17 protein-coding genes are annotated in these 15,740 nt (G+C 59.2%); 11 read left to right on the plus strand and 6 right to left on the minus strand.

Annotated elements, in window-relative coordinates:
• The first annotated feature begins 29 nt into the window (after positions 1-29).
• The 10 genes from yajC (at position 30) to ACR0B5_RS12735 (ending at position 7,020) form a co-directional block, all read left to right on the plus strand.
• Positions 30-317: a preprotein translocase subunit YajC gene (yajC, locus tag ACR0B5_RS12690; protein WP_155151194.1), complete on the plus strand. Its 288-nt coding sequence runs from the start codon at positions 30-32 to the stop codon at positions 315-317.
• A 33-nt stretch (positions 318-350) separates the two neighbouring features.
• Entirely contained in the window at positions 351-2,012 is a 1,662-nt protein-coding gene (secD, locus tag ACR0B5_RS12695; RefSeq protein ID WP_480540863.1) for a protein translocase subunit SecD, read from the plus strand.
• A gap of 2 nt (positions 2,013-2,014) precedes the next feature.
• Positions 2,015-2,983, plus strand: a complete 969-nt coding sequence (gene secF / locus ACR0B5_RS12700) for a protein translocase subunit SecF (protein WP_480540865.1) — start codon at positions 2,015-2,017, stop codon at positions 2,981-2,983.
• Positions 2,976-3,722 (plus strand): TSUP family transporter, encoded by a 747-nt coding sequence (locus ACR0B5_RS12705; protein WP_480540867.1) that lies wholly within the window; start codon positions 2,976-2,978, stop codon positions 3,720-3,722. Before secF ends, ACR0B5_RS12705 begins: the two co-directional genes overlap by 8 nt.
• A gap of 9 nt (positions 3,723-3,731) precedes the next feature.
• Entirely contained in the window at positions 3,732-4,085 is a 354-nt protein-coding gene (locus ACR0B5_RS12710) for an Mth938-like domain-containing protein (RefSeq protein ID WP_480540869.1), read from the plus strand.
• A gap of 145 nt (positions 4,086-4,230) precedes the next feature.
• The gene (gene ccmA, locus ACR0B5_RS12715; RefSeq protein WP_480540871.1) at positions 4,231-4,845 is read left to right on the plus strand and encodes a heme ABC exporter ATP-binding protein CcmA; all 615 of its coding nucleotides are present in this window, start codon (positions 4,231-4,233) and stop codon (positions 4,843-4,845) included.
• A complete protein-coding gene (gene ccmB, locus ACR0B5_RS12720; RefSeq protein ID WP_170374071.1) occupies positions 4,842-5,498 on the plus strand; it encodes a heme exporter protein CcmB in 657 nt (218 codons plus the stop codon). The genes ccmA and ccmB overlap by 4 nt, the downstream gene beginning before the upstream one ends.
• 61 nt (positions 5,499-5,559) lie before the next feature.
• Positions 5,560-6,333: a heme ABC transporter permease gene (locus tag ACR0B5_RS12725; RefSeq protein ID WP_480540873.1), complete on the plus strand. Its 774-nt coding sequence runs from the start codon at positions 5,560-5,562 to the stop codon at positions 6,331-6,333.
• Entirely contained in the window at positions 6,330-6,488 is a 159-nt protein-coding gene (gene ccmD, locus ACR0B5_RS12730) for a heme exporter protein CcmD (RefSeq protein ID WP_480540875.1), read from the plus strand. The genes ACR0B5_RS12725 and ccmD overlap by 4 nt, the downstream gene beginning before the upstream one ends.
• Positions 6,481-7,020 (plus strand): DsbE family thiol:disulfide interchange protein, encoded by a 540-nt coding sequence (locus tag ACR0B5_RS12735; protein ID WP_480540877.1) that lies wholly within the window; start codon positions 6,481-6,483, stop codon positions 7,018-7,020. The genes ccmD and ACR0B5_RS12735 overlap by 8 nt, the downstream gene beginning before the upstream one ends.
• Here ACR0B5_RS12735 and ACR0B5_RS12740 read toward each other — a convergent pair.
• On the minus strand, positions 7,017-7,718 hold the full coding sequence (locus ACR0B5_RS12740) for an SDR family NAD(P)-dependent oxidoreductase (protein WP_480540879.1): 702 nt from the start codon (positions 7,716-7,718) through the stop codon (positions 7,017-7,019). The genes ACR0B5_RS12735 and ACR0B5_RS12740 overlap by 4 nt on opposite strands.
• Positions 7,719-7,863: 145 nt before the next feature.
• Positions 7,864-10,554: an aconitate hydratase AcnA gene (acnA, locus tag ACR0B5_RS12745; RefSeq protein ID WP_480540881.1), complete on the minus strand. Its 2,691-nt coding sequence runs from the start codon at positions 10,552-10,554 to the stop codon at positions 7,864-7,866.
• 222 nt (positions 10,555-10,776) lie between these two features.
• Between acnA and ACR0B5_RS12750 the strand changes: the two genes are divergently transcribed.
• Positions 10,777-11,478: a DUF1223 domain-containing protein gene (locus ACR0B5_RS12750; protein ID WP_170721758.1), complete on the plus strand. Its 702-nt coding sequence runs from the start codon at positions 10,777-10,779 to the stop codon at positions 11,476-11,478.
• Here ACR0B5_RS12750 and ACR0B5_RS12755 read toward each other — a convergent pair whose 3' ends face one another.
• From ACR0B5_RS12755 to purB, 4 genes are all read right to left on the minus strand, one after another.
• Complete coding sequence (locus ACR0B5_RS12755; protein WP_480540883.1) at positions 11,479-12,402, minus strand: lysophospholipid acyltransferase family protein; 924 nt, start codon at positions 12,400-12,402, stop codon at positions 11,479-11,481.
• A gap of 84 nt (positions 12,403-12,486) precedes the next feature.
• Positions 12,487-13,581 (minus strand): flagellar motor switch protein FliG, encoded by a 1,095-nt coding sequence (locus tag ACR0B5_RS12760; protein WP_480540885.1) that lies wholly within the window; start codon positions 13,579-13,581, stop codon positions 12,487-12,489.
• A 68-nt stretch (positions 13,582-13,649) separates the two neighbouring features.
• Positions 13,650-14,198 carry a tetratricopeptide repeat protein gene (locus ACR0B5_RS12765; protein WP_170639557.1) on the minus strand — a complete coding sequence of 183 codons (549 nt, stop codon included), beginning with the start codon at positions 14,196-14,198 and terminating at the stop codon, positions 13,650-13,652.
• A gap of 173 nt (positions 14,199-14,371) precedes the next feature.
• Positions 14,372-15,676 (minus strand): adenylosuccinate lyase, encoded by a 1,305-nt coding sequence (gene purB, locus ACR0B5_RS12770; RefSeq protein ID WP_480540887.1) that lies wholly within the window; start codon positions 15,674-15,676, stop codon positions 14,372-14,374.
• Positions 15,677-15,740: the final 64 nt, after the last annotated feature.

A 15,740-nucleotide genomic window follows, 5' to 3' on the forward strand; every position in this document is an offset into this window, starting at 1 on the left:
GCCGCAAGTCAAAGAAAAAGGAATATCCCATGGAAGGTGGCGCAATCGCCCAGTTTCTCCCGCTGATCCTGATCTTCGCGATCATGTATTTCCTGCTGATCCGTCCGCAGCAAAAGAAGATGAAAGAACACCAGGCCATGGTCGAAGCCGTGCGCCGTGGCGATCAGGTCGTCACACAGGGTGGTCTGATCGGCAAGGTGTCGAAGGTCAAGGAAGGCGACAACGAGATCGAGGTCGAGATCGCCGAGGGCGTTAAGGTTCGTGTGGTCAAGTCAACCATCGCTCAGGTTCTGAACAAGACCGAACCTGCGAAGTAACTTCGCCTTACAATTCCTTGAAAAGGCAGGGTTATGCTGCAAATTGATACCTGGAAGCGGGTTCTGATCTGGCTGGTCTGTGTGACCGGCCTGCTCTTGGCTCTGCCGAATGCGTTCTACACGCGGGTCGAACAATCCAACGACGCCAAAGCCGCGATTGAGCTTGGCGCGGATACGCCCGAAAATCAGGCCGAGGCGGCGCAGTGGCCGAACTGGCTGCCGTCCTCCCTGGTCAATCTGGGCCTCGATCTGCGGGGCGGTGCGCATCTGCTGGCCGAGGTCAAGGTCGAAGATGTCTACGAATCCCGCATGGAGGCGATGTGGCCCGAAATCCGCGACGCCCTGCGGGATGAGCGTTCCACCGTTGGTACGATCCGTCGTCAGGACTCGGACCCCGATCAGATTCGCGTCCGCATCAGCCAGCCCGAGGGGATGTCTCGTGCGCTCGAAACCGTTCGTGGTCTGGCCCGTCAGGTTCAGACGCTGACAGGTGTCGGTGCGACCGATATCGAAGCTTTTGCCAATGGCGACACAATCGTTGTGCAGCTCTCCGAGGCGGAGAAGCTGGCCTCGGACGATCGCACCGTGCGTCAATCGCTTGAGATCGTGCGCCGCCGGATTGACGAGGTTGGTACGCGTGAACCCACCATTCAGCGCCAAGGTGCAGACCGTATCCTGATTCAGGTTCCCGGGATCGGAAGTGCAGGTGAGCTGAAAGAGATCATCGGCACCACGGCGCAGTTGACCTTCAACCCCGTTGTTGGCCGTGGCACGGACCCGGATGCCACTGCAGGTATCGGTGAAGAAGTGGTGCCGTCGATTGACGAAAGCGGTGTGTACTACACGCTTGAATCCTCTCCTGTCGTGACTGGGGAGGAACTGGTTGATGCGCAGCCCTCGTTTGATCAGAACGGACGTCCCGCCGTCAGTTTCCGGTTCAACACATCAGGCGCGCGGAAATTCGGTGACTATACGCTGGAAAATATCGGCGCACCTTTCGCGATCGTGCTGGATGATGAGGTGATCTCGGCCCCTGTGATCCAAAGCCACATTCCCGGTGGTTCTGGCATCATCACCGGCAATTTCACGGTCGAGGAAAGCACCAACCTTGCCATCCTGCTACGGGCAGGGGCCTTGCCTGCCGAGCTGGAGTTCCTCGAAGAACGTACCATCGGCCCTGAATTGGGTCAGGACAGCATCGACGCCGGTAAAGTCGCCACTATGGTAGCCTTCGCCGCGGTGCTGGTGTTCATGGCGCTCAGCTATGGTTTGTTTGGCCTCTTCGCCAACATTGCCTTGATCATCAACGTGGGCCTCTTGTTCGGTCTGCTGTCGCTGATCGGCGCGACGCTGACCCTGCCGGGTATCGCGGGTATTGTTCTGACTGTCGGTATGGCCGTGGACGCTAACGTGCTGATTTTCGAACGTATCCGAGAGGAACTGAAATCCGCCAAAGGCCCCGCGCGTGCGATTGAGTTGGGCTATGAAAAAGCCCTTTCGGCCATCGCGGATGCCAACGTGACCACCTTCATCACGGCGGTGATCCTGTTTGCCATGGGCAGCGGCCCTGTGCGCGGATTCGCCATCACTCTGGGCCTGGGTATCCTGACCTCGGTCTTCACTGCGATCTTCGTGACGCGCCTGATGGTCGTCATGTGGTTCGAACGCCGCCGTCCGAAAACGATCGAGGTTTGATCATGAGACTGAAACTCGTACCCCAAAGCACCTCGTTCGATTTCTTCAGCCGCTGGAAACTCTGGCTGGGCATTTCCGCCCTCATGATGGTTGTGGCCTTCGCCTCATTCATGTTGCAGGGCCTCAACTTCGGTATCGATTTCCGGGGCGGCACGACGATCCGTACCGAAAGCACCCAGCCGATTGACGTGGGTGTCTATCGCGACGCAATTGCACCTCTCGAACTGGGCGACGTCTCAATCACCGAGATTTTTGACCCGACCTTCGGGCCAGAAGACAACGTCGCGATGATCCGCATTCAGGCACAGGCAGATGCCGAAGCGGTCGAAGCCTCGACCATCACAGCTGTTGAGGGCGCGCTGCAGACCGTGATCCCCAATATCCAATTCGTGTCGGTGGAGTCGGTTGGCCCCAAAGTCTCGGGCGAGTTGATCCAGACAGCCGTGATCGCCATCGTTTTGGCCATCGGAGCGGTGCTCGTCTATATCTGGCTGCGGTTCGAATGGCAGTTCGCTCTTGGCGCGGTCGCGGCGCTTGTGCATGACGTGATCCTGACAATCGGCATCTTCTCGGAGCTTCAAATCCGCTTCGATTTGGCCATCATCGCGGCGCTTCTGACCATCGTGGGATACTCACTGAACGACACTGTGGTCGTGTTTGACCGCGTGCGTGAGAACCTGCGGAAGTACAAGAAAAAAGACCTCAAAGAGGTGCTCAACATCTCGATCAACGAAACCCTCAGCCGAACGGTGATGACGTCGGTCACGACCCTTCTGGCGCTGATCTCGCTCTATGTGCTTGGCGGGGACGTGATCCGAGGCTTTGTCTTCGCGATGATCTGGGGTGTGATCGTGGGGACCTATTCGTCGGTCTTCGTGGCCTCGACCATCCTGCTGTGGCTGGGCGTCAAGCGTGACTGGTCCAAGCCGTCCAACAATGCGGGCAACCAGTTTGCCAACGTAGATGCCTGAGTTCTTCGGCCAGTCCCCACAGGGTCTGGCCGTAGTTTTATTTGCAGCCTTTCTTGGGGGCGTCGTTCGCGGCTTCTCGGGGTTTGGCACTGCTTTGGTGTTCCTGCCCATAGCCACCCCATATCTCGGCCCGTTCGGAGCGCTGATCGGCCTGACAATCATGGATATCTTTGGCCCCCTGCCGAACCTACGCCGGGCATGGAGTGCTGTGAACAAGGGCGATCTGATGCGCCTACTGCTGGGCTGTGCACTGGTCCTTCCGCTGGGGCTATGGGTGTTGACGCAGGTCGCGCCCGAGGTTTTCCGCTATGCGGTCAGTGGTCTGGCCCTTGCGATGCTGGCCATTCTGATCCTCGGCCTGCGCTATCACGGTCATGTCAGCCGCGTGATGGTCACGGGTATCGGCGGAGCCGCCGGGTTTCTTGGCGGTGTCGCCGGGCTCCCTGGTCCGGCCGTCATCCTGTTCTACATGTCGCGCCCACTACCTGTGGAAGTCATTCGCGCGACGATCCTGCTGTTTCTGTTCGGGTTCGACTTCCTGCTGCTCGGCTACCTGACCGGCATGGCGCAGGTCACCCTTGCCGCTGCTGGGCTGGGACTGCTTCTGGCGCTACCCAACCTGCTGGGCAATTGGCTGGGCGGGTGGCTTTTCCGACCAGACCGAGAACGCCTCTACCGCGCGGCCGCCTATCTGGCGATTGCGCTGGCGGCCTTGTCCGGCCTGCCGCTTTGGGGGTAAACACAGCGCATGCGATTGAATGAGATCAACTACACCAACGCCGAACCGGTCGATGGATACGGCCCTGGCTTTTTCCGGATCGGAGGGCGCGTTCACCAAGGCGCCGTACTGACCGGCCCGACGGGAACGCAGGCGTGGGGCGGATACTCAGACGACGAGCCACTGCGCGAACTGTCCGAGGTCGTTGACGTCCTTTTCATAGGAACCGGAGCAGAGCTTGCCCACATCCCACCCGAGCTGCGCCAAACTCTCGAATCTGCGGGGATCGGAGTCGAGATCATGAACTCCCCCGCCGCCTGCCGTACCTACAACGTCCTGCTATCCGAAGGTCGCCGCATTGCGCTCGCTCTGATCCCCGTCTGACGGGATCCCCTTCATCTGGCCCAAAATATCTCGGGGAGCGCGAGGGGCTGGCCCCTCGCATCCGAACACATCCAAGCGCACTGCCCTAGCTCCCTGCGTCAAATCCAACCTTTTGCCTGCGTCCCCAATCGGATAAGCGAGTCTCATGACTCTAACCGTTTTCGATCTGACCATCACCCGTGGTGGCGTGCCCGTGCTCGAGGGGGTGAGCTTCAAACTCACCCCCGGTCAGGCGCTCATTTTGCGTGGGCCGAACGGAATAGGAAAAACAACGCTGCTCCGCACTCTGGCAGGGCTACAGCCTGCTTTGGCGGGAAAGATCGAAGGTGCCGAGGACCAGATCGCCTACGCCTCGCATTCCGATGGTTTGAAGCCAACCCTGACGGTTGTCGAAAATCTTGCCTTCTGGGCGTCCGTCTTTGGGACCCATGACATCCAGCCAGCACTAGACGCCTTTGCGCTGAATGACCTGTCCGACCGCCATGCGGGCAACTTGTCGGCCGGGCAAAAGCGCAGGCTGGGCCTTGCACGGATGCTGGTCACGGGGCGGCCGATCTGGATGCTGGACGAACCAACCGTCTCACTCGACAAAAACGCCGTTCAGATGTTCGCTGACGCTGTGCGCGGGCATCTGGGGCAGGGCGGCTCGGCCCTGATTGCAACCCATATCGACCTCGGCCTCGACGGAGAGGTTCTGGACGTCGGCCCCTACAAAGCCAAACGGCAACCCATCGATGACTTTGATGGAGGTTTCCTGTGATCGCCCTGTTGCTGCGCGACCTGAAGCTGGCCTTCCGTGCAGGCGGAGGCTTTGGTCTCGGCCTTGCCTTCTTCCTGATCGTCACGGTCCTGGTGCCTTTTGCTGTCGGCCCACAATCGTCGCTGCTCTCGACCATTGCGCCGGGAATTCTGTGGCTGGGTGCTTTACTCGCCTGTCTGCTGTCCCTCGACCGCCTTCTGGCCCTGGATTGGGAGGACGGCTCGCTGGACCTTCTGGCCACCGCGCCCCTGCCGCTTGAGGCTGTGGTCTCGATCAAAGCGTTGGCGCATTGGATCACGACCGGTTTGCCTTTGGTTCTGGCGGCACCGTTTCTGGGCGTCTTGCTGAACCTTCCCACGCCGGGGTTCTTCTGGCTGGTGATCTCGCTCCTGCTCGGCACGCCCGCCATGAGCGTCATCGGCACATTCGGCGCAGCCCTGACCGTCGGCCTGAAACGCGGTGGCCTGCTGTTGTCACTGCTGGTTCTACCGCTATACGTCCCAACCCTGATCTTCGGCGCAGAAGTCGCCCGCCGGGGTGCCGCCGGGATGGAGACCCAAACCCCACTTCTGATGCTGGCGGGGATCACGATGGCCACGATCGCTCTGCTTCCATTCGCCAGCGCAGCGGTCCTGCGCATCAATCTGCGGTGAAGCGCCACAACTTTGAGCAAGGTCAATTGAGAATGAACCCGAGTCAGACTAAATAACGGCCATGTCTATCGCAGCCAAAGCCAACGCCCTCTGGGAATATGCCAACCCGCGCAAGTTTCTTGCCACCAGCGAGCGTGTCTTGCCCTTTTTCTGGATCACCTCCGCGGTTTGCATCGCGGTTGGGCTGATCTGGGGCTTCTTCTTCACGCCTGATGACTTCCGACAAGGATCGACAGTCAAGATCATCTACCTGCACGTCCCATCGGCCCTGATGGCGATCAATTGCTGGCTGATGATGCTGGTGACGTCGCTGGTCTGGTTGGTGCGCCGCCATCACGTCAGCGCCCTGGCAGCGCGCGCCGCCGCACCTGTGGGCATCGTGATGACCCTGATCGCATTGGCGACCGGAGCGATTTGGGGCCAGCCGATGTGGGGCACCTGGTGGGCCTGGGATCCGCGCCTGACCTCGTTCCTTATCCTGTTCCTGTTCTATCTCGGCTACGTCGCCCTGTGGGAAGCAATCGAGGACCCGGACACCGCCGCAGACCTGACCTCGGTCCTGTGTCTTGTGGGGTCGGTCTTCGCAATACTCAGCCGTTATGCGGTGAATTTCTGGAACCAGGGGCTGCACCAGGGTGCCTCGGTCATGCGGGCCGGAGCGGTCACGGGCACGGATACTGAAGAGAAAGTCAGCAACGTGTTCTTCTATCCATTGCTTACCTGCATCATTGGCTTCGTTCTGCTGTTCATCGCATTGGTTCTGTATCGCACCGGCACCGAAATCCGTGCGCGTCGGGTCAAAGCGTTGCTGGCTCGCGAAAGGGTGGGCGCATGATGCCTGATCTTGGAAAATACGCGGACGCTGTCTTGTCTTCTTATGCGGCTTCGATCCTGCTGCTTGTGGCGCTGGTCATCCTCAGCGTGATCCGGGGACGCAAAGTGCGGGCCGAGATGGAGAAAATCGAACAAAGGATGTCGCGCAATGGCTAAGATTTCGCCTTTGATGGTCGCGCCACCGCTGATCTTTGGTGCTTTTGCCGTTCTGGCCGGTATCGGCATGTTCCGAGACGACCCCAACGCCCTGCCATCCGCCCGCGAAGGGCAACCCGCCCCTCCGGTCGTCCTGACCGAGTTTCCGGGCAAAACGCCTTTCGACGACGCGACCCTGCGGGACGGACAGGTCAAGCTGGTCAACTATTGGGCCAGCTGGTGCGCCCCCTGTCGCGCAGAGCATCCAAACCTTGAGGCGCTGTCGAACGAAGGCATCCCGGTCTACGGCGTCAACTACAAAGACAAGTTGGACAATGCCGAAGGCTTCCTGACTGAATTGGGCGATCCCTATACCGGCATCGGTCGAGATGAACAGGGCCGCATGGCGCTGGACTGGGGGCTTTACGGCGTTCCCGAAACCTATGTGATCGACGGGGAGGGCACCGTGGTCCTGCGTTTCGCCGGGCCGATCACCCAGCGTGTGATCGAAAGCACGATCCGCCCGGCCCTTGAAAAAGCGGCTGGCGGTTAGAGCCTGTAGCCACCGGTCACAGCCAAGGTTTCACCCGTGATGAATGCGGCGTCGTCTGACGCCAAGAACCGCACGGCCTTCGCGATATCCTCGGGCCTCCCAATCCGCCCCATGGCCGTGTTCTCTACGAACAAGGCGGTCAAGTCTTCGGGGCGCGGGTCTTCGGGGATGTTGATCGCCCCCGGCGCCACCGCATTGACCCGAATGCCTTGGGGACCAAGTTCCTTTGCCATCCCGCGTGTCCACAGGTTCAGGGCTGCCTTGCTTGCCCCGTAAATCACTGCGTCTTTCGGTGGCAAAACGGCGTTCATCGAGGAAATGCTGACAATCGCCGCACCCGGTTTCAAATGGGGCAGAGCAGCCGCCAGCAACGCGGCCGGCACCAACAAGTTCAAATCGACAATTGCGCGATGATCTCCCCGGTCAAAAACCTCTTTCGGAGTGGATCTGACCAAACCTGCATTGTTCACGATCACGTCCAGCCGCCCGAAACGTTCAACAACGTGGCGTATAACCGCTTCAGGCTGCCCGTCCTGCGTCAGATCGGACCGTATCGGCTGCAAACCTTCCTCTTCCAGCATCGGATCGGGCTTGGTAGACAGCCATGTGAAAGCAACACGATGATCGCTCTGTAGGTCTTCCACGATGGCGCGCCCGATACCCCGCGCGCCACCCGTTACCAAGGCCACTTTCTCCATACCTACCTCCCGCACACGGTTGATGGTCCACTCAGGATACAATCAACTTCTTCTGTTCAAAAATACCTCGGAGCGCGAGGCAGAGCCTCGCAAAAAAAAAAGGACGCCGGTCGGCGTCCTTTTCAGTCTGTGGATCAACACCGCGTCAACCCGCTTTCGCGAGATTGCGCAGCACATAGTGCAGAACACCGCCATTCTCAATGTATTCGATCTCAGGGGCTGTATCTATGCGGCATTTCAAGGTGATGGTCTTCTCGGTCCCGTCGCCATAGGTGATGGTACAGGGCACCTCCTGCAGCGGCTCAATCGTGTCCAGACCGTGGATCGAGACCGTTTCATCCCCTTTCAGACCAAGCGTTTTGCGCGTGTCTCCACCGGTGAATTCAAACGGAATCACGCCCATTCCCACCAGGTTTGAACGGTGGATGCGCTCAAAACTCTCTGCAATCACGGCTTTGATGCCCAGCAGAGCAGTCCCCTTCGCGGCCCAGTCACGGGAAGAGCCCGCGCCATATTGTTCACCCCCGAAAACAACCAGAGGGGTGCCATTCGCCTGATACGCCATCGACGCGTCGTAGATCGAGGTCTGTTCGCCATCCGGCCCTTTGGTGTAGCCACCTTCGACGCCATCCAGTATCTCGTTCTTGATGCGGATATTGGCGAAGGTGCCGCGCATCATGACCTCATGGTTGCCCCGGCGCGAGCCGTAGGAGTTGAACTCACGCGGCTGCACCTGACGTTCGATCAGATACTGACCGGCGGGCGAGGTCGTGGCAAACGATCCGGCGGGTGAGATATGGTCGGTCGTGACCATATCGCCCAGGATCGCCAGTACCTTGGCCCCTTCGATGTTTGAGATCGTGCCCGGCTCGGCCCCCATGCCCTGAAAATAGGGCGGGTTCTGGATATAGGTCGAGGTCGGTGGCCAGTCATAGGTTTCCTGTTGTGGAACCTCGACCTCACGCCATTTCTCATCCCCTTTGAAAACGTCGGCATATTTGGACTGGAACGCCTCGCGGGTGACGGTTGCTTCGACCAATTCCGCGATTTCGCTCTGGCTGGGCCAGATGTCCTTCATGAAGACGTCATTACCGTCCCGACCCTGACCGATGGGTTCGGAGGTCAGGTCGATATCCATGGTGCCTGCCAGCGCGTACACAACGACCAGAGGCGGCGAGGCCAGATAGTTGGCGCGCACATCCGGTGAGATCCGACCTTCGAAGTTGCGGTTGCCCGAGAGAACCGAGGTGGCGACCAGATCGCCTTCGGAAATCGCCTCGCTGATTTCTCGCTGAATCGGGCCAGAGTTACCGATACAGGTGGTGCAGCCATAGCCCACAAGGTTGAACCCGATCTTGTCTAGATCGTCTTGCAGACCCGCCGCCTCAAGATAGGCGGAAACCACCTGCGATCCCGGCGCAAGCGAGGTCTTTACCCATGGCTTGCGGTCCAGACCCAGCGCGGCGGCCTTGCGGGCTACAAGACCCGCTCCGATCATCACATAGGGGTTCGAGGTGTTGGTGCAGGAGGTGATCGAGGCGATCACAACCTTGCCCGATTCCATACCGTAGTTCTCGCCCTTGACCTCGACCTGTTTGCCCATCGGGCGTTTGAAGGTCTTCTCCATCTCGTTCAGAAAGGCCGCCTTGGCATCGGTCAGCGCGACATAGTCCTGCGGGCGTTTCGGGCCCGAGATCGCAGGCACGATGGTGCCCATGTCCAGCGTCAGGGTGTCGGTGTAGATCGGCGCGTAGGTCTCATCACGCCAGAACCCGTTTTCCTTGGCATAGGCTTCGACCAGCGCCAGACGATCTTCATCACGGCCCGTGTTGCGCATGTAGCGCAGGGTTTCGCCGTCGATCGGGAAGAAGCCGCAGGTTGCGCCATATTCCGGGGCCATGTTGGCAATGGTCGCGCGGTCGGCCAGCGGCAGGCGGTCCAGACCTTCGCCGTAGAATTCGACGAATTTCCCGACCACGCCCTTTTCGCGCAGCATCTCGACAACTTTCAGCACAAGGTCCGTACCAGTAGTGCCTTCGACCATCGCACCGGTCAGTTCAAAGCCTACAACCTCGGGGATCAACATCGAGATCGGCTGGCCGAGCATCGCTGCCTCTGCCTCAATCCCGCCGACGCCCCATCCCAGAACGGCCATGCCGTTGACCATGGTGGTGTGGCTGTCTGTACCGACAAGGGTGTCGGGATAGGCGACCTCTTCGCCGTTCTGATCAGTATCCGTCCAAACGGTTTGGGCCAAATATTCTAGGTTCACCTGATGGCAGATGCCGGTGCCAGGCGGAACGACGCGGAAGTTGTTGAAGGCGTTCTGACCCCATTTCAGGAACTGGTAGCGCTCCATATTGCGCTCGTATTCGCGGTCCACATTCATCTGGAACGCACGAGGGTTGCCGAACTCGTCAATCATGACCGAGTGGTCGATGACCAGATCCACCGGGTTTAGCGGATTGATTTTTTGCGCATCTCCGCCCAAAGCTTTGATCCCATCGCGCATCGCCGCCAGATCAACCACGGCAGGCACACCGGTGAAATCCTGCATCAGCACGCGGGCAGGGCGATAGGCGATCTCACGCGGGTTCTTGCCCCCGTTTTCGCCCCATTCCGCAAAAGCCTTGATGTCGTCGACAGAGACAGAGAATCCGTCATCTTCGAACCGAAGCATATTTTCCAGCACCACTTTCAACGCGGCGGGCAGCTTGGAGAAATCTCCCAGACCGGCCTCCTGAGCGGCGGGGATGGAGTAATAGGAAATGGTTTTGCCATTCACGCTCAGGCTGCGGCGTGTATTGGCGGTATCCTGTCCGGTTTTGATAGGCATCCTGTGGCCTCCCTCTCAAATAACTTGGAAAATGGGATTCGCTGCGGTTTATCTTGATCACGTTTGTCCGGGGTTCAAGCGTCAGTTAGTGACAAATCGAAAGTGTATACTGTGGTATGCAAATTCAAGGGCAGGAGGTCGCCTCGTCTCAAGAAACCTTGATTGGAGCTTGAAGAGCAAAACGTTTATCCGTTTTGCATAATTTTCAAGCCGAGGGAACTCATGTTCAAGTCCGCCCTAGCAGCCACCATTCTATCCGCCTGTGCCGCCTTTTCAGTATCGGCGCAAGAGGATCCGGTTGTGATCGAGCTGTTCACCTCGCAAGGGTGTTCGTCCTGCCCGCCGGCGGATCGGCTTTTGCACGAGCTAATCAAGCGCGATGACGTGATCGGGCTGGCGCTGCATGTGGACTACTGGGACTACATCGGCTGGAAGGACGAATACGCCATTGCGGATCATACGTCGCGGCAACGGGCCTATGCCCGCAATGGTGGCCGGTCGATGATCTACACACCTCAGATGGTGATCAACGGGCAGCACGACGTGGTTGGCGCGAAGGCGCAGGAATTGGATCGGCTGATCAAGGCACATCTCATCGCTGCGCCGACAGCCGAAGTCGAAGCCGAACGTTCGGGGCAAGAGGTGACGGTGCGCGTAACGCCGATCGACTTGCCAGCTGGGGATACCTACGACGTGCGGATCGTTCAGTACACGCCGCTGCGCCATGCCTCTATCCGGCGTGGAGAGCTCGCGGGCCATGACCTCGATTATGCCAATGTGGTGGAAAGCTGGCAGATGGCCGGGCGCTGGTACGGCGTCAATGAGCAGGCGTTTGCAGCACAGTTGGATTCGGACCTGCCAGCGGTTGTTCTGGTGCAGCGGGCAGGTCACGGGCCAATTATTGCGGCCGCGCATGTGAAGTGATCAGGGCATATCCTCGGGCTGAACACCCAGCCCGTTCCATGCCTTCCAGCGGCGGTGAATCCAGAACCATTGGCCCATATGCTGGCGCACCATTTGTTCCAGATCGTCGTTGATATGCTGCGTCATGGTTCTGGGGTCGGAATGTGGCACCGGGTCGTGTAACACGATCTCGAAATCCAGACCATTTGGTTGGCGTACTGCGTAGCAAGGGATCATGACCGCATTGAACTTCATCGCAAGTTCGGCATTCAGCAGGGATGTGACGGCGGGTTTGCCAAAGAACATTAACTCCTCGCCGCCATGAACGTGCAGGTCCGAGACTATAGCAATCATTTCACCGCCTTTGAGGGAGCGCACCATCTCAACCATCCCACGCCGGCCTTGTTCGAACATAGGTGAGCCGGTTTTGTAGAAGGCTTCGACATAGGCCTCGTTGAAATACGGGTTGGCCATGCGACGGAATAGGCAACCTATTGGGCGCCCGCTGCGGGCCTGCAGCGCGATTCGCGCTGCCAAGTAGTGCCCGAAATGCGCTGCGATGATCATAACCGGTCGCCCCTCGGCGGCAGCGGCATCAAAAGCGGCCACACCGGGGCCTGATGTCTTGGCCTTGCGTTGGCGCGCCGTGAACCCTTCGGGCGAGAAATGTTCCATCATGGCCCGGCCTGCATTGTCCGAGACCTCAGCCGATATACGGTTAATGTCACGATCTGAAAGCTCAGGGCAGGTGAGCTTCAGGTTGGCTCGGACCCGTTTGCGAAACCCCACCAGCGGGGCCAATCCGCGCACCAAGGTCCCCATTGCCGCGATGCGGGTTCCATAGGGCAGCAGCCGCATGCCACCGATCACGCCTTTCAGGAACAGACTGGCGACATAGTATTTCCCAAGCTCAAACCGGCTGAGCTCTGACTTTTCGACAGGCATGGAGGTGTCTCACGGCGTGTTGCGTTTTGCTAGGTCAGACATACAGGCCCGGCTCGGCAAGCTCAAGCACTCAGCCGGTTGAGGTCAGTCTTCGTCTTCTTCCGGCTCGACCAATGTCAGCGCGCCATCTTCCACCAAGGTGCGGATTGCACCTACGATCTTGGTCATCGCTTCTTCGGCCTCGGACTGTTTCACTCGCCCTCGCTCAGCCATTTCTTCGCGAAGATTGTCCGCCATACGAGAAGATATGTTGGAGAGGATAAACTCGACCGAGGCCTTGTCATCATCGGCGGCGGCGCCGGTCAACGCGGTGACAAGGCTGGCCTGTTCGACTCCGCGCAGAATGGTGGGCACATCGCGCGTGGCGATACGGGCCGGGATATGCGCGAAGGTGAAGATGGATTGACGCACGATATCCGCGAATTCAGCGTCCTCTTCGTTCAGGGCCGTCAGCAAACCATCTCGGGTCGAGGCCGCCGATTGGTTCAGGATCGCCCCCACACGCGCGCCTGGGCCATCGGAAAACGCCTGCGACGGGCGTTGATCCAGTTGAGCAGCCAGCGACCAGCCGATCCGTTCCACCGCTTCGGGCGTCACATTGGCTGTTTTGGAGATCGCATAGGTGATGCGTCGCGCGATTGGGCCGGGCAGGTGCCCTAGCAATTGCGCTGCCTTGGCCGTGTCGAGTTTGGACAGCATCACGGCGGCCACCTCAGTGCTTTCTGCCTGCGCCATCTGGGCCAGATCCTCGGCCGAAATTTCTCGCAGTCTTTGCCACGGATCACCAATCTGACGCACGCCGGCGATCTTGCGCAATCTCGCTGCGGTGGCGGGGGCAATCTTGCCGTTTACCGCATCCAGCGCACTGGCGAGGCCATGGGGGAAGGACAGGCCCACGCTATCCAGCGCATCGCCAAATTCCTGCGCCACGGCATCCAGCGTCACACGGTCCACAAGCCCCATCTGACCCAGTTGATGCGTGAGAGTTTCCTGTAAATCGTCAGGCAGTTCCTCTAATGGAATGTCCGCCCCTTCATTCAGCAACAGACGCACCACGATAGCGGCCTTTTGACGATTGCTGAGTGTGCGTGGGACGACGCGAGGCGCGTCGTCCGCCTGACCTGCGCCCGAGGGCTGAGCCCCCGGTGCCACCTGAACCAAAGTATTCATGTCCTGCATCTGCCTGCGGTGCCAAAGTTCCGTTCCGCAGGCAGATTAGCGGGAATCAGGTAAAGAAAGGCTGAACCTCAGTAGTTATAGGTCAGCCCGGTCTTGATGGCCTCGCGCAGAGACGCCTCGGCCCAAGTGCCTTCGCCGCCACGGGCCTTGATTTCGCGCCATTGGGCGATGGCCAGATCAGTTTTCCCTTCGGAAACAAAGCCCTGAGCCATATAGCTGCGCGCCAGAAGGTTATCGGGATTTGTTGCGATGGCCTGCTCGTAATAGGCGTTTGCTAGCTCAATGTTGCCCATCTTGCGGTGCGTGAAGCCCCAGTAGGTCAGAACGCGGTCATCATTTTGATCGCTCATGACGCGCAGGATGTTCTGGGCGTTTTCCAACTGACCATCATATGCCAGCTCACGCACGGCCTCATAGAGGTCCTCATCGGTGAAATTCGTCGCGCTCGGTTTGACGCAGCGCCCGCGGTCTTCGCTCCAGACCCGGCCAAACAGGCATTTCTTGGTCGTGTTGGTGGGCTTGGGGGGATTGGCACCGCCGCCACCGGCCGCGTGGGCTGCGATGGGGGAAAAGGCGAAAGAGGTCAGTGCAATCGCGGATGCAAGAAGAATGCGCATAGTTTTAACTCCGTGGTCAGGTCTGCTCATTGAAATCATAGTGTGATCTTCAAAAAAGCTAACACCGGAGCTTTTCGATTTATTCACAAAGCAGACAGAATTTTTGATCACGAAGTGCGTTATGATGCAAAAAGCGCCCGGTCGATGGGGGCCGGGCGCTTTTCTAGGATGGTTTATTCGCCGAAGACACGCTCGAAAATCGTGTCGACATGCTTGGTGTGGTAGCCCAGATCGAATTTCTCTTCGATCTCTTCCACACTGAGGGCAGCGGTCACCTCGGCATCGCCCAGCAGCTCGGTTTTGAAGTCCTTGCCTTCTTCCCAAACCTTCATCGCGTTGCGCTGCACCAGGCGGTAGGCATCTTCGCGGCTGACACCGGCCTGGGTCAGGGCCAGCAAAACGCGCTGGCTCATGACCAGACCTCGGAACTTATTCATGTTGGCCAGCATGTTTTCCGGATACACGACAAGCTTGTCGACCACGCTGGTCAGACGCGACAGCGCGAAATCCAGAGTGACGGTGGTGTCGGGGCCAATATTCCGCTCGACCGACGAGTGCGAGATATCACGCTCGTGCCACAGGGCCACGTTCTCCATCGCGGGTACGACGGCCATACGGACCAGACGGGCGAGACCGGTCAGGTTTTCGGTCAGAACCGGGTTGCGCTTGTGCGGCATCGCCGAGGAGCCCTTTTGGCCTTTCGAGAAGAACTCTTCGGCCTCAAGAACCTCGGTCCGCTGCATGTGACGGATTTCGATGGCGATGTTCTCGATGCTGCTGGCGATGACGCCGAGCGTCGCAAAGAAGGCCGCGTGACGGTCGCGCGGGATGACCTGAGTGCTGATCGGCTCGGGCACCAGACCCAACTGGTCGCAAACATGCTCTTCAACGCGGGGGTCGATATTGGCGAAGGTGCCTACCGCGCCACTTATCGCGCCGGTGGCGATTTCGGCACGCGCGTCGCGCATACGGGACAGGTTGCGGTCCATCTCGGCATAGAAGCGGGCAAAGGTCAGGCCCATCGTTGTCGGCTCGGCGTGGATGCCGTGGCTGCGGCCGATGCGAACTGTGTCTTTGTGTTCGATGGCGCGGCGCTTCAGAGCGGTCAACAGGCTTTCAAGGTCTGCGATCAGAATATCGGCGGCGCGGGTCAGCTGTACGTTGAAGCATGTATCCAGAACGTCTGAGCTGGTCATGCCCTGATGCACAAAGCGGGCCTCTTCGCTGCCCACATGCTCGGCCAAGTGCGTCAGGAATGCGATGACGTCGTGCTTGGTGACAGCTTCGATTTCATCAATGCGGGCCACGTCGAATTCCACGTCCTTGGCTTTCCACACCGCGTCGGCGTTTTCACGCGGGATCACGCCCAGATCAGCCATGGCTTCGCAGGCATGCGCCTCGATCTCGTACCAGATGCGGAACTTGGTTTCGGGCGACCAGATGGCAACCATCTCGGGGCGGGAATAACGAGGAATCATTGGCAGCAGGACCTTATTGTGATTTGGCAGAGAGCGTTGCGGCGGGGTTTAACGCCGCAGGCGT

The sequence above is a fragment of the Ruegeria sp. AG1 genome (assembly GCF_056541705.1).